Here is a 20,282-nt window from a genome sequence, read left to right on the forward strand (position 1 = left end):
GCACCCGGCGTCGGCACGCAGTGAAGCGCGTCGCTGGCAGGCAGTCGCGTGTCGTTCGCTGCATCGACAGCCGCTACCGCGCGGGCAATCATGCGCGCGCTCGAAACCTCAGGCCATCCGTTCGCCGGCATAGCAGGTCGGTGAGCTGGGCTCGCCGCGCCGCTCCAGTTCATCTTCCAGCCACTGGGCCAGGATCCGTGCGTTGTTCTGTTGTTCGTCACGGGCCGCGTAGACCAGCGTCAGCGGCCCCCGGCTCGCAACGTCCAGCAGTGGCCACCAGTGTTCCGGGTGGCCCGCCAGCTCCCGCCGGTAGCTGTCCCGAAAAGCCTCGAAGGTCGTTTCCCCGGTCTTGAAGGCGCGCCGCAGCTCGGTCGAGGGCGCGAGCTCCTTGCGCCAGTCGTCCAGCGCCAGGGCGTCCTTGCGCAGGTTGCGCGGCCAGAGCCGATCGACCAGCACACGGTAACCGTCGCCGGGTCCCGCAGGCTCGTAGGCGCGTTTGCAACGGATCATCGGTCGAGCTCCATTGCAGGTGAGCTATCGTCGAGGGTTTGGGTAAAAAATACTCGTTGCAAGGTTATAAATACCTTTTAGGTGAGGGTAATAAATACTATTTCTCGCTTAATTCTTTGATAAATAAAGGATTTAAAAGCGGCACGCTTCGTGATTGCGATCAAGGAAACGACACAACATCCGAAGGAGCATCGCATGAAGAATCTAGTCGCTATGGTTAGCTGCGCAACCCTGCTGGCCAGCTCGCTGGCGGGGGCCGACGAGGTGGTATCGGCGCGTACGGACCGCGTCGTCGGAGGCGGTTTCGGTGGACTCAGCGGGTTCATGCTGGGTGCGGCGGCAGGTGGGCCTATTGGCGCCCTGGTGGGCGGTGGTCTGGGCTATTTCGCCGGGCAGGGCGTCCAGCAGGCGACTGGCCTCGATCAAACGCTCTATGTCGTCCAGGCCGAGGACGGTACCCGCGCCAGGGTGCGTAGCTCGGACGGCGGTTTCGCCGCGGGGCAGCAGGTGCGGCGTGACGGCGCCAACCTGAGCGCGCAGACTCGCTGAGCAGGGTTGCCGGCAGCTTGCCAGGCTGGCCGGCATCGATTAACGAAGGAGCGGCTGATGAGCTATTCCCTGGTCCACACCATCCATCTGTTGGCGGCCATCTTCTTCATCGGGACGTTATTCGTCGAGGTGGCGGTGCTCGGTCGCGTTCGCCAGCAGATCGAGCCGTCGCTGATGCAGACGGTGGACAAGGCCATCGGTGCCCGCCTGCGAGTGGTGCTGCACGGGGTGGTGCTGTTCGTCTATGGCGCTGGCATCGGCCTGGCCTGGTATCACCGCCATTCGCTGGCTGACCCTTTCTCCAGCAGTTTCGCGACGCTGCTGTCGCTGAAGATCCTGCTGGCAATCGGCGTGTTTTTCAGCTTCGGCCTGGTCGCCCTGTTGCTGCGCAGCGGGCGCATGACGCCGGCGCGCTATCGGCGCATCCATTGGGCGATCTTCGCCCAGATGATCGGCATCGTGTTGCTGGCCAAGGGCATGTTCTACCTGCACTGGTAGTCGGGGCCGAGGACCCGGCGGACCTCGCGCCGCTAACCTCCGTCCTGCCTGCCAGGTGCGTCTCTACTGCATCGACACCTGGGCGACGATGACTTCGGTCAATCCTTGTGCGCTATGGATCGACGTGATTGAAGGCAGATTCAGCCGCTTGAGGCTCGTTCTTTTTCGGCTGCACCGCGTCTATGGTGCCCCATCCAGACCCGCCAGATCACCGAGGTATCCGATGCATTTCGCCTACAGCCCACGTGTCGAAGCGCTGCGCCAACAGCTGCGCGCCTTCATGGACGAGTACATCGTGCCGCGGGTCGGCGCGTGGCAAATGGAGGTCGCCGCCGGGGCCTACCCGGTGTCGTTCATGGAGGATCTGAAGGCGCTGGCGCGCTCGGAGGGTTTGTGGAACCTGTTCCTGCCCTCGCTGGGCAAGGACGAACCGGGCATGGGGCTGAGCAACCTCGAATACGCGCCGCTGGCGGAGATCATGGGCCGCGTGCATTGGGCCTCCGAGGTGTTCAACTGCAATGCGCCGGACACCGGCAACATGGAGCTGCTGCACCTGTTCGCCACGCCGGCGCAGCGCGAGCGCTGGCTCAAGCCGTTGCTCGAAGGCGAGATCCGTTCGGCCTTCGCCATGACCGAGCCGGACGTGCCGTCCTCCGATGCCACCAACATCCAGACGTTGATCCGCCGCGACGGCGACGACTACGTGATCAACGGCCGCAAATGGTTCATCACCAACGCCTCGCACCCCCACTGCAAGCTGCTGATCGTGATGGGCAAGACCGACCCGGACGCCGACACCCACCGGCAACAGAGCATGATCCTGGTGCCCTTCGACACGCCGGGCGTTGAGCGGGTGCGCAATATTCCGGTGATGAACCACCTCGCGCCGGAAGGCCATTGCGAGCTGCTGCTGCGTGACGTGCGGGTACCGGTTGGCAATCTGCTGGGCGAGGAGGGCGACGGCTTCATGATGGCCCAGGCACGGCTCGGACCAGGGCGCATCCACCACTGCATGCGTTCGATCGGCATGGCCGAGTTGGCTCTGGAGCTGATGGTCGAGCGCTGCCAGGAGCGCAAGGCGTTCGGCAAATACTTGCAGCAGTATTCGAACATCAGCGACTGGATCGCCGAGTCGCGTATCGAAATCGAACAGGCGCGCCTGCTGGTGCTCAAGGCCGCCTGGATGATCGACGAAGTCGGCGCCAAGGCGGCGCGCAAGGAAATCGCCATGATCAAGGCGCTGGTACCGCGCATGCAGACCGTCGTGGTCGACCGTGCCATGCAGGTCTACGGCGCCATGGGCCTGACGCCCGATACACCGCTGGCCGACATGTGGACCGGCGGCCGCGCCCTGCGCTTCGCCGACGGCCCGGACCAGGTGCATCTGCGCAGCATCGCCAAGATGGAAATCAAGGCCAGCGAGGCCCATCGCGGTGCAACCGCCCCCTACCTGACACCCTCGAGTCGTTGTCGCGTTTGAGGTGGGCTTAAGGGCTGCAGGCTGCAGGCTTCAGGTTTGGAGCCTGCAGTTTTGGTAAGGAGGCCCGCCCTCGGCGCGAAGCTTTTAGAAGCGGGCAGGCTTGCAGCCTGCATTCGCCGCGGGTCGCGCCTCCCACAATGGGACGGCGTTCAATGCACGCCCCGTGGGAGCGGTCTCGACCGCGAAGCTTTTGATTCAAAACGCACGGTGAGCAACGGGCTATTACCGAGACGGCTTGCGATATCTCCAAACGCCGAACCACTCGCGGTCAAGACCGCTCCCACACGTCAATGCACGCCCGTGGGAGCGGTCTCGACCGCGAAGCTTTGGATTCAAAACCCACGGTGAGCAACGGGCTATTACCGAGACGGCTTGCGATATCTCAGACGCCGAAGGATTCGCGGTCAAGACCGCTCCCACATGTCAAATGCACGCGCCGTGGGAGCGGTCTCGACCGCGAAGCTTTTGATCCAAAACCCACAATGGAGCACCGGGCTATTACCGAGACGGCTTGCGATACCTCCAGACGCCGAACAACTCGCGGTCAAGACCGCTCCCACATGTCAGATGCACGCGCCGTGGGAGCGGTCTCGACCGCGAAGCTTTTGATCCAAAACGCACGGTGAGCTCCGGGCATTACCGAGACGGCCTGCGATACCTCCAGACGCCGAACAACTCGCGGTCAATACCGCTCCCACACGTCAAATGCGCGCCCGTGGGAGCGGTCTCGACCGCGAAGCTTTTGATCCACACGCACGACGGGGCGCCGGCTATTACCGAGACGGCCTGCGATACCTCCAAACGCCGAACGACTCGCGGTCAAGACCGATCCCACTCGTCAATGGTCGCTGGCAAAGGGGCCTCATGTTGACATGGCTCAATGCAATCAGGGTTGCCGGGCAAGCTTGATTCGAGTCAAGGAGAGCGCCGGGGTCGCTCCCTACTATCGCCTCACATTCGATAAGTGAAGTGGGTAGGCCATGAAGTCCCGTCTTTCTCTCGCAGTTGGCGCCAGACGTGCCTGGAGGTTGGGCTTTGTCCTGCTGCTGGCACTGCTGCTGGGCGCCGCCCCGCTCGAGGCGCGCGAGTACGAAGCCGAACAGCAGCGCATCGAGCAGTTCTTTCCAGGCGCCAAGGTCTCTGCCGCCGAAGGCGAGTACCAGGTCCGCACCATCACCAAGGGTGACGAGGTGCTCGGCTACGCCTTCCAGAGCATCAACGTGGTGGACATCCCGGCCTATTCCGGCAAGCCGATCAATATCCAGGTGCTGCTCGACCCCAAGGGCGTGATCGTCGATGCCTACGTGCTCGAGCATCATGAGCCGATCCTGCTGGTCGGCATTCCGGTCGAGAAACTCCACGCCTTCACCGCCAAGTACAAGGGCATCAGCGTCGACCAGAGGGTCGTGGTCGGCCACTCCAGCGACGAGAGCGCCGTCACCATCGATGCGGTCACCGGTGCCACGGTCACTGTCATGGTGGTCAACGAGATCGTCATGCGTGCCGCCCACGATGTCGCGGTGTCGCTCGGGCTTGTGGAAGACAAGGCCGGCGCCGCGCAGAAACCGGCCACGATCCGCCAGGATGTTTTCCAGCCGGCCAACTGGAGCGAGCTGACCGGCAACGGCGCCATCCGCCGCCTGCGCCTGACCCGCGGTGATATCGACCAGGCGTTCAAGGGCACCGAGGCCGAAGGCATCGACGAAGCCGCTCCGGAGGCCGCCAGCGAGACCTTCATCGACCTCTATGCCGCCGAGGTCAATCCGCCGACCATCGGCCGCAACCTGCTAGGCGAGCGCCAGTACCAGACCCTGATGGACGGCCTGAAGCCGGGCGAGCACGCGGTCGCGGTCATGGCCAGCGGCGACTACTCGTTCAAGGGCTCGGGCTATGTGCGCGGCGGCATCTTCGATCGCGTGCAGCTGCGCCAGTTCGGCAACGTCATCAGCTTCCACGATCGCGACTTCCAGCGTCTCGACGACGTCTACGCCGAGGGCATCCCGCACTTCGGCGAGATGGCCATCTTCATCGTCCGCGAACACGTGGCCTTCGACCCGGGTTCGCCCTGGACGCTGGAGCTGCTGGTGCGCCGCCAGACCGGCCCGATCAGTGGCGTGTTCACCAGCTTCGAACTGCCGTACCAGATGCCCGAAGCCTACCTCGAGCGCCCACAGCCGAGCGCCGAGGAGCTGGCCGCGGTCGAAGAAGCCAGCCGGCCGATGTGGGTCAACATCTGGTACCAGAAGAGCTTCCAGATCGGCGTGATCCTGGTCGCCTTGGCGCTGCTGACCGTCATCCTCTTCCTGCAGGACACCTTCGCCCGTCGGCCGCGCTTCATGCACTGGCTGCGCCGTGGCTACCTGGTGTTCACCGTGGTGTTCATCGGCTGGTACGCGCTGGGCCAACTGTCGGTGGTCAACGCGCTGACCTTCGTCCATGCGCTGTTCCAGGACTTCCGTTGGGAGCTGTTCCTCACCGACCCGGTGATCTTCATTCTCTGGACCTTCACCGCCGCCAGCATCCTGCTCTGGGGCCGTGGCGTGTTCTGCGGCTGGCTGTGCCCCTTCGGCGCGTTGCAGGAGCTGATCAACGAGGCTGCGCGCAAGCTGAAGATCCCGCAATACGAGCTGCCGTTCGCCGTGCATGAGCGGCTCTGGGCGATCAAGTACATCGTGCTGCTGGTGCTGTTCGGCATCTCGCTGGAGTCGATGATGCTGGCCGAGAAGGCCGCCGAGGTGGAGCCGTTCAAGACCGCCATTACCCTGCAATTCGATCGCCAGTGGTGGTTCGTCGCCTACGCCGTGGCACTGCTGGTGATCAACATCTTCACCCGCAAGGTGTACTGCCGCTACATCTGCCCGCTGGGCGCGGCGCTGGCGATCCCGACCAAGTTCCGTTTGTTCGACTGGCTCAAGCGCCGCAAGGAATGCGGCAACCCCTGTCAGCTGTGCGCCAAGGAATGCGAGATCCAGGCGATCCATCCGGACGGCCACATCAATGCCAACGAGTGCCACTACTGCCTCGATTGCCAGATGACCTACCACAACGAAAACAAGTGCCCGCCGCTGATCCTGAAGAACAAGCGCAGCAAGCGCGGCAAGAAGGCACCTGCCGGCCCGACCTTGATTCCCGTAGTGCAAGTGATGGACCCCCAGAGCGATGCGCCCGAGCGCGCGAGCTCGCAACCGATCGTTTGACCTGACGCTGTCCCCTAAGGAGCAATCACATGAGCGACAAAGAAAGCAAGAACCCCCAGGCGCTGGAGAAGAGCGGCCTCAGTCGCCGCGGCTTCCTCGGGGCCAGCGCCATGACCGGCGCGGCGGTAGCGGCCACGGCGCTGGCCGGTGGCGTGATGAGCCGCGAGTCCTGGGCGGCTGCGGTCAAGGAGTCGAAATCGAAGATCCATGTCGCGCCCGGCGAGCTGGATGACTACTACGGCTTCTGGAGCGGCGGTCACCAGGGCGAGGTGCGGGTGCTGGGCGTGCCCTCGATGCGCGAGCTGATGCGCATCCCGGTGTTCAACGTCGATTCGGCCACCGGTTGGGGCCTGACCAACGAGAGCCGCGCGATCATGGGCGAGAGCGCCAAGTACCTCAACGGCGACTGCCACCACCCGCACATCTCCATGACCGACGGCAAGTACGACGGCAAGTACCTGTTCATCAACGACAAGGCCAACAGCCGTGTTGCGCGCATCCGTCTGGACATCATGAAGTGCGATGCGATGCTCACCGTGCCGAACGTCCAGGCCATCCACGGCCTGCGTCTGCAGAAGGTGCCGCACACCAAGTACGTATTCGCCAACGCCGAGTTCGTCATTCCGCATCCCAATGACGGCACCAACTTCGACCTGCAGGCCGAAAGCGCCTACACCATGTTCAACGTCATCGACGCCGAGAAGATGGAAATGGCCTTCCAGGTCATCGTCGACGGCAACCTGGACAACACCGACGCCGACTACACCGGCAAGTACGCGGCCTCCACCTGCTACAACTCGGAAAAGGCCACCGATCTGGGCGGCATGATGCGCAACGAGCGCGACTGGGTGGTGGTGTACAACATCCCGCGCATCGAGGCGGCGATCAAAGCAGGCAAGTTCACCACCCTCGGCGACTCCAAGGTGCCGGTGGTCGATGGCCGCGCCGGTTCGGAATTCACCCGCTACATCCCGGTGCCGAAGAACCCGCACGGTGTGAACACCTCGCCGGACGGCAAGTACTTCATCGCCAACGGCAAGCTGTCGCCCACCGTGACCATGATCGAGATCGCCAAGCTCGATGACCTGTTCGACAACAAGCTCAAGGACGCGCGCGACACCGTCGCTGCCGAACCCGAGCTGGGCCTGGGCCCGCTGCACACCACCTTCGACGGCCGCGGCAACGCCTACACCACGCTGTTCATCGACAGCCAGGTGGTCAAGTGGAACATGGCCGATGCGATCCGTGCCTACAAGGGCGAGAAGGTCGACTACATCAAGCAGAAGCTCGACGTGCAGTACCAGCCGGGACACCTGCATGCCTCGCTGACCGAAACCAGCGAAGCCGACGGCCAATGGCTGGTGGCGCTGTGCAAATTCTCCAAGGACCGTTTCCTGCCGACCGGCCCGCTGCACCCGGAAAACGACCAGCTGATCGACATTTCCGGCGACGAGATGAAGCTGGTGCATGACGGCCCGACCTATGCCGAACCGCACGACTGCATCCTGGCCCGCCGCGACCAGATCAAGACCAGGAAGATCTGGGACCGCAAGGATGCCTTCTTCGCGGCCACGGTAGAGCGCGCCAAGAAGGACGGCGTCACTCTCGAGACCGACAACAAGGTCATCCGTGACGGCAAGAAGGTGCGCGTCTACATGACCTCGTCGGCGCCGACCTACGGCCTGACCGAGTTCAACGTCAAGCAGGGCGACGAAGTCACCGTGACCATCACCAACATCGACGAGATCGAGGACGTGACCCATGGCTTCTGCATGACCAACCACGGTGTGAGCATGGAGATCAGCCCGCAGCAGACCTCCTCGATCACCTTCACCGCCGACAAGCCCGGCGTGCACTGGTACTACTGCAACTGGTTCTGCCACGCACTGCACATGGAAATGGTCGGTCGCATGCTGGTCGAGCCGGCCTGAGGTCGGTGAGGTAATCCGCGCTGCTGAACCGGAGCGCGGAGCGGTAATGAAGCTTCGCCCGAGGGCGGGCCTCCCACAGGTATCGGCGACATGCGGACCGGTGGGAGGCGCGACCCGCGGCGAACAAGCGACGATGCAATAGCGTCGTGATCCAGCCCGGACCCGCTGGAGGACGCCAACCAACCTGCCTGGACGCTGAAAGGAACAACGCTGTGCTCAGATCTCAGGCTTTTTCACCGCTACAACCGCTGGCAGCCGTGCTGCTGGCCCTTTTCTGCGGTGCGGCTCAGGCGGCTCCGCAACCCATCACCTCGCTGCCGCTCGAGGCGGACGGCGAGCACCGCTGGCTGTTGCCGGCGGGCGAATACAACGGCTCGTTCGGCATCGATGAATCGATGCAAATCCACTGCGCGCCTGGCGCGGTCATCGACGCGCAGGGCGAGGGCAATGCCCTGACCATCACCGCGCCGGACGTCCGCATCCAGGGCTGCACGCTGCGCAACTGGGGCGGCAACCTCACCGACCTGAACGCCGCCGTGTTCATCGGCCCGAAGGCGCGCGGCGCGGTAATCGAGGACAACCACATGCAGGGCCCGGGCTCGGGTGTCTGGGTCGACTCCACTCGCGACGTCAGCGTGATCGGCAATCGCATCCAGGGCGACCCGAGCATCCGCTCGCAGGACCGCGGCAATGGCATTCATCTCTACGCCGTGCAGGGCGCCCGGGTCATCGGCAACCACGTGCGCGAAACCCGCGATGGCATCTATATCGATACCTCTAACGGCAACCTGCTCGAGAACAACGTGCTCGAGGACCTGCGCTACGGCGTGCACTACATGTATTCCAACGACAATCGGGTGATCGGCAACCTGACCCGCCGCACCCGCACCGGCTACGCGCTGATGCAGAGCCGCAAGCTGACCGTGATCGGCAACCGCTCCGAGCAGGACGAGAACTACGGCATCCTGATGAACTACATCACCTACTCGACCCTGCGCGACAACCAGGTCAGCGACGTGCGCAGCGGCTCCAGCGGCGACAGCATGATCGCCGGCGCCGAGGGCAAGGCGCTGTTCATCTACAACTCGCAGTTCGACGTGATCGAGAACAACCTGTTCGCCCACAGCCCGCTGGGCATCCACCTGACCGCAGGCTCCGAAGACAACCGCATCGCCGGCAACGCCTTCGTCGACAACCAGCAGCAGGTCAAGTACGTCGCCACCCGCACCCAGGAATGGTCCATCGACGGGCGCGGCAACTACTGGAGCGACTACCTCGGCTGGGACCGCAACGACGATGGCCTGGGCGACGTGGCGTATGAGCCCAACGACAACGTCGACCGCCTGCTGTGGCTCTACCCGCAGGTGCGCCTGCTGATGAACAGCCCGAGCATCGAAGTGCTGCGCTGGGTGCAGCGTGCCTTCCCAGTGGTCAGATCGCCCGGCGTGCAGGACAGCCATCCGCTGATGAAATCGCCCATCGAACCCTTGATAGCCAAGACGCAGGAGCCGACGCCATGAGTGCCGTACAGATACAGGGCGTGAACCAGCGCTACGGCAGCATGACGGTGCTGCACGACTTGAACCTGGAACTCGCCGAGGGCGAGGTGCTGGGCCTGTTCGGCCATAACGGCGCCGGCAAGACCACCAGCATGAAGCTCATTCTCGGCCTGCTGTCGCCCAGCGACGGGCAGGTGCGGGTGCTCGGCCATGCGCCGAACGATCCGGCGGTGCGCCGCCAGCTCGGCTACCTGCCGGAAAACGTGACCTTCTATCCGCAGCTCAGTGGCCGCGAGACGCTGCGCCATTTCGCCCGGCTCAAGAGCGCACCGCTGGCGCAGGTGGACGAACTGCTGGAGCAGGTGGGCCTGGCTCACGCCGCCGAGCGGCGGGTCAAGACCTACTCCAAGGGCATGCGCCAGCGCCTCGGCCTGGCGCAGGCACTGCTCGGCGAACCACGCCTGCTGCTGCTCGACGAACCGACCGTGGGGCTGGATCCGATCGCCACTGGCGATCTTTACCAGCTGATCGATCGGCTGCGCCAGCGCGGCACCAGCATCATTCTCTGCTCCCACGTGCTGCCGGGCGTCGAGGCGCACATCAACCGCGCGGCGATCCTGGCCAAGGGCCGCCTGCAGGCGGTCGGCAGTCTGGCGCAATTGCGCGTCGAGGCGGGCTTGCCGGTGCGCATCCGTGCCAGCGGCGTGGACAACGGCGCCGCCTGGCTGCAACGCTGGGATGCCGCCGGGCACAGCGCGCGGTCGCTGGGCGAGCGCAGCGTCGAGGTCAGCGCGATCAATGGGCACAAACTGCCGCTGCTGCGCGAACTGCTCGGCGAAGGCGAGCCGGACGACATCGAGATCCACCAGCCCTCGCTGGAGGACCTGTATCGCTACTACATGGAGCGCGCCGTGGACGTCCGCGCCGCGGAGGGCACGCTATGAGCCAGGTCTGGAACATCGCCCGTAAGGAACTCAGCGACGGCCTGCGCAACCGCTGGTTGCTGGCCATCAGTCTGCTCTTCGCAGTGCTGGCGGTGGGCATTGCCTGGCTCGGCGCCGCGGCGTCCGGCCAGCTCGGCTTCACCTCGATCCCCGCCACGGTCGCCAGCCTCGCCAGCCTGGCGACCTTCCTGATGCCGCTGATCGCGCTACTGCTGGCTTACGACGCCATCGTCGACGAGGACGAGGGCGGCACCCTGATGCTGCTGCTGACCTATCCGCTGGGGCGCGGGCAGATCCTGCTCGGCAAGTTCGTCGGCCACGGGCTGATTCTGGCGCTAGCGGTGCTGATCGGCTTCGGCTGCGCCATGCTGGCCATCGCTCTGCTGGTGGACGACATCGAGATCGGCATGCTGCTCTGGGCGTTCGGCCGCTTCATGGTCTCCTCGACCCTGCTCGGCTGGGTGTTCCTGGCGATGGCCTATGTGCTCAGTAGCAAGGTCAGCGAGAAATCCAGCGCGGCCGGGTTGGCGCTCGGCGTGTGGTTTCTGTTCGTGCTGGTGTTCGACCTGGTCCTGCTGGCGCTGCTGGTGCTCAGCGAAGGCAAGTTCAGCCCCGAGGCGCTGCCCTGGCTGTTGCTGCTCAATCCGACCGACATCTATCGACTGATCAACCTGTCCGGCTTCGAGGGCGGCAATGCCATGGGCGTACTGTCACTGGGCGGCGATCTGCCGGTGCCGGCGGCCGTCCTCTGGTTGTGCCTGCTGCTCTGGGTGGGTGCTTCCCTGCTACTGGCCTACGGCGTGTTCCGTCGTCGCCTGGCCTGACTCTGAAAAGGAAACTGTCACCATGAATGCGCTATATATCCGCTCGTCACGCCTGTTGCTCGCCGCTACGCTGCTGCTGGGGCTGGCCGCCTGCAACGAGCCTGAGGAGAACGCACAGGCGCTTGCGCCGGTGGCCTTCCATGCCAGCGATGAATGCCACGTCTGCGGCATGGCGATCAGCGATTTCCCCGGCCCGAAAGGCCAGGCGGTGGAAAAGGGCAAGGTCCGCAAGTTCTGCTCGACGGCTGAATTGCTCGGCTGGTGGCTGCAACCGGAAAACCGCAACCTGAACGCCAAGCTGTATGTACACGACATGGGGCGCAGCACCTGGGAACAACCTGATGATCACTACCTGATCGACGCGACCAGCGCCTACTATGTCGCCGGCACGCACCTGAAAGGCGCCATGGGCGCGGTGCTGGCGACGTTCGCCAAGGAAGAGGACGCCAAGCGCCTGGCTGAAGAGCAGGGCGGGCGTGTGTTGCGCTTCGAAGAGATTGACCAGTCGGTGCTGCAGCCGGCGGCCGCCATGCCGATGAGCATGGGCGACCACCAGGCCCACGCCGGTCATTGAACAAGCGGCCTGTGCATGGCCGCACCTGACACAACTTCAAACGAGGTATTGCAATGATGGGTATCAGTATCTGGCAACTCCTGATCGTGCTGCTGATCGTGGTCATGCTGTTCGGCACCAAGCGCCTGCGTGGACTGGGCTCGGACCTGGGCGGCGCGATCAGCGGCTTTCGTAAATCCATGAGCGATGGGGAAAGCGCCGGCGCCGACGCGGTCAAGCACGAGCCGAAATAACTCGGCGCACGCGAGTGTTTTTTTATGCTTTTGCTATAGCAGGCTCGCCTTCGGGGCGAGGCTTTTCCTGCGCCGAGTTGGAGCCATTCGCCGCGGGTCGCGCCCCCCACAGAAAAAGCGCGCCACTTGCATAAGGTGGCACCACGCACGGGTTGCTTTCGTGGGAGCCCCGACCCCGGGGCGAAGCTTTTCGGGCACCGAGCTGGCGCCGTTCGCCGCGGGTCGCGCCTCCCACAGAAAAGCGCGCCGCTTGCATAAGGTGGCGTCAAGCACGGGTTGCTTTCGTGGGAGGCCCGCCCTCGGGGCGAAGCTTTTTTCAGGCGCCGGGTTGGCGCCATTCGCCGCGGGTCGCGGCTCCCACAGGAAAAGCGTGCGACGTGCACAACGTAGCGGCATGTACGGGCTCGATTTGTGGGAGCCCCGCCCTCGGGGCGAAGTTTTTTGGGCACCGAGCCGTCGCCATTCGCCGCGGGGTCGCGGCTCCCACAGAAAAAGCGAGCGACCTGCACAACGCAGCGCCATGTACGGGCTCGATTTGTGGGGGGTGGCGCCACGCACGGGCTGCTTTCGTGAGAGGCCCGACCCCGGGCCGAAGCTTTTCAGGCACCGAGCGGCGCCGTTCGCCGCGGGTCGCGCCTCCCACGTAAAGCAGCGTAGGGTGGATGTCGCTTTTTACATCCACCATGAGCCGGCTCGGTGGATCGGTGAGGCGCGATCCACCCTACGAAGCTCTGCGACAGCCCTGTCATCGCCTGCCAGCGCCCCCTCGTCAAAAGCTGATTGCAATCAAGTCTGGGAACGCCTCCTACGCTGTACAAAGTAACCCTGGCTCCGGAAATCTCGGCGCCCGGTTCCTCGGTCCGGCGGCTTGTCGCTTCGTCGGCCGTTGCAGAATGAGTGTCAGGAGGCCCCGTGCAAGTCATCGATCGGCGAAAAGCCCTCAGTATTCCGCCCCTCTGGCGGCTCGCGTTTCGTCCATTCTTTCTCGCCGGCAGCCTCTTCGCGATGCTGGCGATTCCGCTGTGGATCGGGGCCTGGACCGGATTGTGGTCGGGCTTTCACCCCACTGGCGGCTGGCTCGCCTGGCACCGCCACGAAATGCTCTTCGGCTTCGCCATGGCCATCGTCGCCGGCTTCCTGCTGACGGCGGGTCAGACCTGGACGGGCCAGCCCGGAGTTTCCGGTAACCGCCTGGCGGCGCTGGCGGGCGTCTGGCTGCTGGCGCGTCTGGGCTGGTTGCTGGGTGCACCGATCGGCCTGCTGGTGGTGGCGGACCTGCTGTTCCTGCTCGGCGTAACCGGGTTGATGGCGCGCATGCTCTGGGTGGTCAGGCAGAAACGCAACTATCCGATCATCGCCGTGCTCACCCTGATGACCGGCGCCGATGTGCTGGTGCTCTGCGGCGTCGCGCTGAGCGACGACGGACTACAGCGCCAGGGCGTACTCGCCGGGCTGTGGCTGGTGGCGGCGCTGATGGCCATCATCGGTGGGCGGGTGATTCCCTTCTTCACCCAGCGCGGTCTCGGCCGTGCCGACGCGGTGAAGCCCTGGCTCTGGCTGGACGTGGCGCTGCTGGTCGGGACCGGCCTGATTGCCGCGCTTTATGCCGCCGGTGTCGCCCTCGTACCGCATGTGCTGCTCGGCCTGCTGTTCATTGCTATCGCCGCTGGCCACCTGCTGCGCCTGGCGCGTTGGTACGACGCCGGCATCTGGCGTGTGCCGCTGCTGTGGTCGCTGCACCTGGCCATGCTCTGGCTGGTAATCGCTGCTGCGGGCCTGGCGCTGTGGAACTTCGGCCTGCTGAGCAACGCCAGCGCGGCGCTGCATGCCCTTTCGGTGGGTTCGATGAGCGGCCTGATCCTGGCGATGATCGCGCGCGTGACGCTCGGCCATACCGGACGCCCCTTACAGCTACCGTCGGGCATCGTCGCCGCCTTCACTCTGTTCAATCTCGGCGCGGCTGCGCGGGTGTTTATCGCCAGCCAGTGGCCGATGTCCGGACTCTGGCTCGCGGCCGGCTGCTGGGCCGCCGCCTTTGCCCTGTACGCCTGGCGCTATGCCCCGATGCTGGTGAGCGCACGGGTCGACGGTCATCCCGGCTGACTGTGGTCGTCGGCATTCCTACCTGTAACCCCTGATCGAATAACCGCTGCCCGCCCATTCTGGGTCGGGCCGCTTGTGGCTCGGCGATCGCCGGCATCGGAGTAAATATGAAGAACGAATTCAAGGACCGCCTGGCCATCGTCACGGGTGCCAGTTCCGGGATCGGCCTCGCGCTGTGTGCCGCTCTGCTGCAGCGTGGTGCTCGTGTGCTGGCCATGTCGCGCAGCGTCGGAGGGCTGGGCCAGTTGCTGGAGAGCTATCCCGAGCAGATGGTCTGGGTGGCCGGTGATGTTACCGTCGCCGACGACCTGCAAACGCTGGCGCGGCGCGCCGCCGTGCTCGGTCCGGTGGATTACCTGGTGCCCAATGCCGGTATTGCCGAGCTCGGCGACAGCCTCGACACGAGCTGCTTCGACCGTCAATGGGCGGTCAACGGCGCCGGCGCGCTGAACACCCTGGCGGCGCTGCGGGCCGAGCTCGCCAAACCGGCCTCGGTGGTCTTTGTCGGTACCTTTCTGACGCGCAGCACCTTCCCTGGCCTGGCCGCGTATATCGCCAGCAAGGCGGCACTGGTGGCCCATGCGCGCACGCTGGCGGTGGAATTCGCGTCGCTGGACGTGCGCATCAACACGGTGTCGCCCGGGCCGACCGCCACCGCCATCTGGGGCACCCTGGGCCTGGCCGACGAACAGCTGGAGGCGGTCGCCGATGCGGTCACCAAGCGTCTCCTGCCGGGGCATTTCCTCGAGTCGGCGGCGGTCGCCAACGTGATCCTGTTCCAGCTGTCGCAGGGCGCTCGCGGCGTCTACGGACAGGACTGGGTGGTCGATAACGGCTATACGCTCAACTGACCTCGCGAGGCCGACGATGATCTTCGGAGCCAGGCGGGCCGCCCGCCAGTTGCAAGACGAACGCGATCGCCTGCAGCGCACCTGCGACGATCAGGCCGCGCGTATCTCGGCGCTGGAGCAGGCGCTCGCCGCCATGCAGGCGGCACGCAGCGATGAGCAGCGCCAACTCCGTTACTACCGCGGCGTGGCCAGCAAGCTGGCCTGCTTCAGTACATCGGTGGCGCATCTGGGCGACTCCTTCGAGTACCTCACCGGTCAACTGGGCGAGAACCGCCTCCGTGCCGAGCAGGTCGACGACGCGGCGTTGAGCAACCAGCAACGCTTCGGCGAATTGCAGGGCAAGGCGATCGACATGGAGCGTGGCCTCGATCAGGCCTCGCGCAAGGTCGAGGCCCTGGCGGCGCATTCGCAGGAGATCAACGGCATCGTCGATCTCATCAGCGGCATCGCCAGCCAGACCAACCTGCTCGCCCTCAACGCCGCCATCGAGGCGGCGCGGGCGGGGGAGGCCGGGCGCGGTTTCGCGGTGGTCGCCGGGGAGGTTCGCACCCTGGCGGAGCGAACCGCGCTGGCTACCGCCGACATTGTCCGCAAGATCACCGAGGTGCAGGCCGAGATCGCCGACGTGCACCACTACATCCAGCTACAGGGAAACCTGGCGCAGGGGTTCAGCCAGACCACGGCCAGCGCCGTCGCCGGCATGCAGCACCTGCATCGATTGGCCGGGAGCATGCGTGACGGCATCGAGCGTTCCTCGTTCCGCGCGGGAATCGAGCTGGCCAATCTGGACGAGCTGTCGTTGAAGTTCGTCGTCTACAACCAGGTCCTAGGCGCTGCCGAGCAGAGCGTTCCGACGTTGCCCAGCGAGCGCGATTGCCGGTTCGGGCGCTGGTACTACGCGGAGGATAACCGGCGCATGCAGCGCCTGGCGCACTTCCAGCGGATCGAGCGGCCGCACACCGCCGTGCATCACCAAGGGCAGCGGGCACTCGAGGCATTTGCGCGACAGGCGCTGGAGGACACGCTCGGGCACCTCGGCGAGATGGAGACGGCCAACCTCGAGGTGATGCGCATTGTCGCGGCGCTGATCGACGAGTACGAAGCCAGCACCCGGCCGTCTCACGCACCGGCGTGAAGTGCCTGATGGGCTGCGGCCCGCGGGTCGAGCGCCAAGGCAGCCGCAGCGTTGATAACAAAAATTTTGCATCGAAGCATCAACAGGATTCATTGGCAGCACGGCCCAGACGCACCGACAATGTGCGGCCCGGCTGGCTGGTGCCTCTTTTCCGTGCGCCAATGCCCCGCCTGTTCGTGGTATCTCGTCCTCCTGGACGGCCGCCGTACCGCCTTCCTTCGCTCAAGCAGGTCGCATGCAACAACGTCTTATCGACTGGTGCCGTTCCTTCGCCCCGGCGCCTCTCTCTGCGCGCCCGGCCGAATGGCTGCGCGCGGCCATCGGTATCGGTCTGGTGCTGCTGCTGATCATTCCGGCCAGTGCGCTGGTGTTCGGGAGCAGTATTTCGCTGCCGTTGGTGGCGCCGGCGGCAGCGTCGGCGGTGCTGGTGTTCGCCGCGTCGTCGAGCCCCTTCGCGCAGCCCTGGTCGGTGATCGGCGGCAACCTGCTGGCCACCGCGATCGGCGTAGCGTTGGCAGCCAGCGACTTGCCAGTCGCGGCCGCTGCCGGCATCGCCGGGGCCCTGGCGATCCTCTGTCTGTTCATCCTGCGCTGCCTGCATCCGCCTGCCGCGGCGCTGGCGCTGGTGGCGGTGATAGGTAGCCCGCAGGTGCACGCTTTCGGCTTCGAACTGCTCTATCCGGTGGCCTTCAATTCGCTGCTGCTGGTCTCGGTTGCGCTCCTCTACAACAACCTCAGCGGGCATGCCTATCCCAAGCCGCGCCCGCACAAGGGCAACCCGCACCACACTCACGACCCCCTGCCCAGTGAGCGCATGAGCTTCAGCGAGGACGATGTCGAGCGCGCGCTGGCCGACTTCGGCGAATACGTCGACGTCACCCGCGACGATCTCGCCCAGTTGATCAAACAGACCGAAAAGCACGCGTTGCGGCGCAGCATGGGCGAGATCACCGCCGCCGACATCATGTCCCGCGACCTCTACTGGGGCACGCCGGACTGTTCGATTCAGCAGGCCTGGCAAACGCTGCGCGAACACCGTCTGCATTCGTTCCCGGTGCTGGAGCCCGACAGCCGCCGCCTGGTGGGTATCGTGACCCTGGTCGATCTGCTCAAGCACTTCCAGCCGGCGTCGGCACGGATCAAGTTCGGCCAGCTCAAATTCCTGCGCGGCGTCCAGCTACGCACGATCATGAGCACGCCGGTGGTCTCGGTAACCGAGGACAGCCACATGGTCGATCTGGTGTTCCTGCTGTCCGACCGCGGTCTGCACTGCCTGCCGGTCGTCGATGGCCAACAGCGACTGGTCGGCATGATCACCCAGACCGACCTCATTGCCGCGCTCTACCGCAACTGGCTCAAGCACCTGCCCGACTGAGTACGACCATCTCGCGGAGACTAGGGGAACCCGGCTGCTGGTACAGTGCCTGACAAGCCAACCCCTTCCGGACAAGCAGAGCCCATGCAAGAACGCCTGAGCCACTGGTTGCGGTCCTTCTTCCCGGCCCCCCAGAGTGTCTCCCACAAGCACTGGATTCGCGCCGTGATCGGCGTCGGGCTGGTAGTGCTGCCGATGGTGGCGGTCGGGCTGCTGGTGTTCGGCGGCCCCGTGACCCTGCATATCGTCGCGCCCGCCGGCGCCTCGGCGGTGATCCTGTTCAGCGCCTCGTCCAGCCCGTTCGCCCAGCCCTGGTCGGTGATCGGTGGCAACCTCATCGCCGTGGCGATCGGGGTGACGCTCGGCCTCTGCGGCCTGACCCCGGTGGCTGCGGCCGTGACGGCGGTGTGTCTGGCGATCGCCTGCCTGTTCCTGCTGCGCTGCATGCACCCGCCGAGCTGTGCGCTAGCGATGGTCGCGGCGATCGGCGGGCCGGGCATCACCGAGCTCGGCTATGGCCTGCTGTATCCTGTGGCGTTCAATTCGCTGCTGCTGGTGGCATTCGCCCTGCTGTACAACAACCTCACCGGGCATCCCTATCCCAAACCGCGGACCCAGGGCAGCGGCGTCCAGGCCGGCAGCGTGCCGCTGGGCGAGGAGCACCTGGGTTTCACCGATGACGACGTCGAACGCGCGCTGCAGGAGTTCGGCGAGTATGTCGACGTGACCCGCGATGACCTGCTCGAGCTGATCCAACGCATCGAAAAGCATGCCATCCGCCGCAGTATGGGAGATGTCAGCGCTGCCGACATCATGTGCCGTGAATTGCATACCTGCGCCCCGCAGGAGAGCCTGCATCAGGCGCGCGCATTGGTGCGCCGGCACCGGCTGCATGCGCTGGCGGTGGTCGATCCAGACAGCCACGCGCTGATCGGCATCGTCACCCAGACCGACCTGCTTCAGCACCTCGAATCGCATCCTTCACGCTTCAGCCTCCGCCGCCTGTCCCTGCGCCGCGAGACGCGTATCAGCGACATCATGAGCGCCCCGGTGGTGTCGGTGCGCGAGGATGCCCAACTGCCGGACCTGGTCTACCTGCTGGCCGATCGCGGCATGTCCTGTCTGCCGGTGGTCGACGCTGAGCAGCGGCTGGTGGGCATCATCACCCAGAGCGATCTGATCACCGGCTTGTACCAGAGCTGGATGAAGCGCCTGAGCAACTGACGGCCGGATCGGCTCAGATCGCGTAGTTCCAGCGCGACCAGTCGTAGTCGTCCCGAGCGACCTCGCGTAGCAGTTCGAGTGCCTTGAACAGGGCCGGCGACTGCGCCGCGCGGGAATGGACCAGGTAGACCGGGTAGCTGAATTCCGGCGCTTGCTCGACGCGCTTGAGGATGCCTTCGTCGAGATAGCGCTGCACCACGCGCGTGCGGAAGTAGCCGCGCCCGCCGCACTGAACCAGATACTGCAGCGCCAGCGGCCCGAGGCTGAAGGACAGGGCGGCGCGCATATGGCCCGGCAGGGAAAGGTCGTGCTGCTGACGGAACGCCGGGCCCCAGTCGATATAGAGATAAGGATCCGGCTCGGTTGCATGCACCACCTGGATGAGTTTTTCCTCGAGCAGTTGCTCGATCTGCAATCCGGGCCAGTACTCGGGGCGGTGCACCAATGCCGCATCCAGCGCGCCCAAGTCGAGTTGCTTTTGCAGCTCATCGCCACTGGCCACCTCGTTGCGCAGCGCATGGTCAGGCATTGCCTGGCGCAGCCGCTGGACCCAGGCAAGCATCAGCGGGTTACACAGGCTGACCTCGGCTCCAAGCGACAACAGCTTGTCGTAGCCGCGCGGCAACGGCAGGTCGCGCCGCGCCGTTTCCCAGGTCTGCACCAGTTGCGTGGCATAGGCGACAAAACGTTCGCCGTCAGGCGTCAGCCGCGCCCCGGCCCGGTTGCGCACGAACAGCCGGCAACCGAGCTGCGTCTCCAGACTACGCACCCGCGCGGTCACCGCCGTCTGGGTGACATGCAGGCGCTCGGCGGTGGCGATGAAGCTGCCGCTGCGAATGATCTCGAGAAAGGTGCGGGCGAGATCGATATCCATGGAAAGCGGCGCTCATATCAAAGGGAGTGATATGAAAGCAGGTTGGGATCAATGGTGGAAGTGGACAAGGGTACCGAAGGTGGCATTCAGCTCGTAAAGCTCGCGGTCGAGACCGCTCCTACAAGTCTGTGCACGCCCGTGGTAGCGGTCTTGACCGCGAAGCTTCTGATCCAAACCACGACCGGGCAGCGGCTATTACCGGGACGGTTTGGGGCGCCTCAGACACTGGAGAGTTCGCGGTCGAGACCGCTCCTACAAGGCGGTGCATTACCTGTGGGAGCGGTCTTGACCGCGAAGCTTTTGATTCACACGCACGACTGGGCAGCGGCTATTACCGGGACTGTCTGGGGCGCCTCAGACACCGAAGAGCTCGCGGTCGAGACCGCTCCTACAAGCCTGTGCACACCCGTAGGAGCGGTCTTGACCGCGAAGCTTTTGATTCAAACCACAACGGGGCACTGGCTATTACCGGGACTGTCTG

Annotated in this window: 17 protein-coding genes; 15 read left to right on the forward strand and 2 right to left on the reverse strand. The window is 65.0% G+C overall.

Annotated elements, in window-relative coordinates; genetic code table 11:
- Positions 1-108: 108 nt before the first annotated feature.
- Positions 109-510, reverse strand: a complete 402-nt coding sequence (locus tag KCX70_RS04030; RefSeq protein ID WP_021209839.1) for a DUF488 domain-containing protein — start codon at positions 508-510, stop codon at positions 109-111.
- 195 nt (positions 511-705) lie between these two features.
- On the opposite strand from KCX70_RS04030, the gene KCX70_RS04035 reads away from it, so the two are divergent.
- From KCX70_RS04035 to KCX70_RS04105, 15 genes are all read left to right on the forward strand, one after another.
- Positions 706-1,059: a hypothetical protein gene (locus tag KCX70_RS04035; protein WP_021209840.1), complete on the forward strand. Its 354-nt coding sequence runs from the start codon at positions 706-708 to the stop codon at positions 1,057-1,059.
- Between the two features lie 57 nt (positions 1,060-1,116).
- The gene (locus KCX70_RS04040) at positions 1,117-1,557 is read left to right on the forward strand and encodes a CopD family copper resistance protein (protein ID WP_102847052.1); all 441 of its coding nucleotides are present in this window, start codon (positions 1,117-1,119) and stop codon (positions 1,555-1,557) included.
- Between the two features lie 223 nt (positions 1,558-1,780).
- Complete coding sequence (locus KCX70_RS04045) at positions 1,781-3,037, forward strand: acyl-CoA dehydrogenase family protein (protein WP_212619359.1); 1,257 nt, start codon at positions 1,781-1,783, stop codon at positions 3,035-3,037.
- Between the two features lie 980 nt (positions 3,038-4,017).
- Complete coding sequence (nosR, locus tag KCX70_RS04050; protein WP_212619360.1) at positions 4,018-6,234, forward strand: transcriptional regulator NosR; 2,217 nt, start codon at positions 4,018-4,020, stop codon at positions 6,232-6,234.
- 29 nt (positions 6,235-6,263) lie between these two features.
- Positions 6,264-8,165 (forward strand): TAT-dependent nitrous-oxide reductase, encoded by a 1,902-nt coding sequence (nosZ, locus tag KCX70_RS04055; RefSeq protein ID WP_212619361.1) that lies wholly within the window; start codon positions 6,264-6,266, stop codon positions 8,163-8,165.
- 212 nt (positions 8,166-8,377) lie between these two features.
- Complete coding sequence (locus KCX70_RS04060) at positions 8,378-9,685, forward strand: nitrous oxide reductase family maturation protein NosD (protein ID WP_212619362.1); 1,308 nt, start codon at positions 8,378-8,380, stop codon at positions 9,683-9,685.
- Positions 9,682-10,608, forward strand: coding sequence for an ABC transporter ATP-binding protein (locus tag KCX70_RS04065; RefSeq protein ID WP_212619363.1), 927 nt, complete (start codon positions 9,682-9,684; stop codon positions 10,606-10,608). The genes KCX70_RS04060 and KCX70_RS04065 overlap by 4 nt, the downstream gene beginning before the upstream one ends.
- Complete coding sequence (locus KCX70_RS04070; protein WP_212619364.1) at positions 10,605-11,432, forward strand: ABC transporter permease; 828 nt, start codon at positions 10,605-10,607, stop codon at positions 11,430-11,432. Before KCX70_RS04065 ends, KCX70_RS04070 begins: the two co-directional genes overlap by 4 nt.
- A gap of 22 nt (positions 11,433-11,454) precedes the next feature.
- Positions 11,455-12,006 carry a nitrous oxide reductase accessory protein NosL gene (locus KCX70_RS04075; protein WP_212619365.1) on the forward strand — a complete coding sequence of 184 codons (552 nt, stop codon included), beginning with the start codon at positions 11,455-11,457 and terminating at the stop codon, positions 12,004-12,006.
- 47 nt (positions 12,007-12,053) lie between these two features.
- Entirely contained in the window at positions 12,054-12,239 is a 186-nt protein-coding gene (tatA, locus tag KCX70_RS04080) for a twin-arginine translocase TatA/TatE family subunit (RefSeq protein ID WP_207765181.1), read from the forward strand.
- A 912-nt stretch (positions 12,240-13,151) separates the two neighbouring features.
- Positions 13,152-14,342 carry an NnrS family protein gene (locus KCX70_RS04085; RefSeq protein ID WP_212619366.1) on the forward strand — a complete coding sequence of 397 codons (1,191 nt, stop codon included), beginning with the start codon at positions 13,152-13,154 and terminating at the stop codon, positions 14,340-14,342.
- Positions 14,343-14,449: 107 nt separating this feature from the next.
- Positions 14,450-15,193, forward strand: coding sequence for an SDR family NAD(P)-dependent oxidoreductase (locus KCX70_RS04090; RefSeq protein WP_212619367.1), 744 nt, complete (start codon positions 14,450-14,452; stop codon positions 15,191-15,193).
- 16 nt (positions 15,194-15,209) lie between these two features.
- Positions 15,210-16,328 carry a methyl-accepting chemotaxis protein gene (locus tag KCX70_RS04095; RefSeq protein WP_212619368.1) on the forward strand — a complete coding sequence of 373 codons (1,119 nt, stop codon included), beginning with the start codon at positions 15,210-15,212 and terminating at the stop codon, positions 16,326-16,328.
- A gap of 235 nt (positions 16,329-16,563) precedes the next feature.
- The gene (locus KCX70_RS04100) at positions 16,564-17,703 is read left to right on the forward strand and encodes an HPP family protein (protein WP_212619369.1); all 1,140 of its coding nucleotides are present in this window, start codon (positions 16,564-16,566) and stop codon (positions 17,701-17,703) included.
- A gap of 84 nt (positions 17,704-17,787) precedes the next feature.
- Positions 17,788-18,927, forward strand: coding sequence for an HPP family protein (locus tag KCX70_RS04105; protein WP_212619370.1), 1,140 nt, complete (start codon positions 17,788-17,790; stop codon positions 18,925-18,927).
- 13 nt (positions 18,928-18,940) lie between these two features.
- Here the strand turns inward: KCX70_RS04105 and KCX70_RS04110 are convergent, their stop codons facing one another.
- Entirely contained in the window at positions 18,941-19,801 is an 861-nt protein-coding gene (locus KCX70_RS04110) for a LysR family transcriptional regulator (protein WP_212619371.1), read from the reverse strand.
- Positions 19,802-20,282: the final 481 nt, after the last annotated feature.

It is taken from the genome of Stutzerimonas stutzeri, assembly GCF_018138085.1.
GTDB classification, from domain to species: Bacteria; Pseudomonadota; Gammaproteobacteria; order Pseudomonadales; family Pseudomonadaceae; genus Stutzerimonas; species Stutzerimonas stutzeri_AI.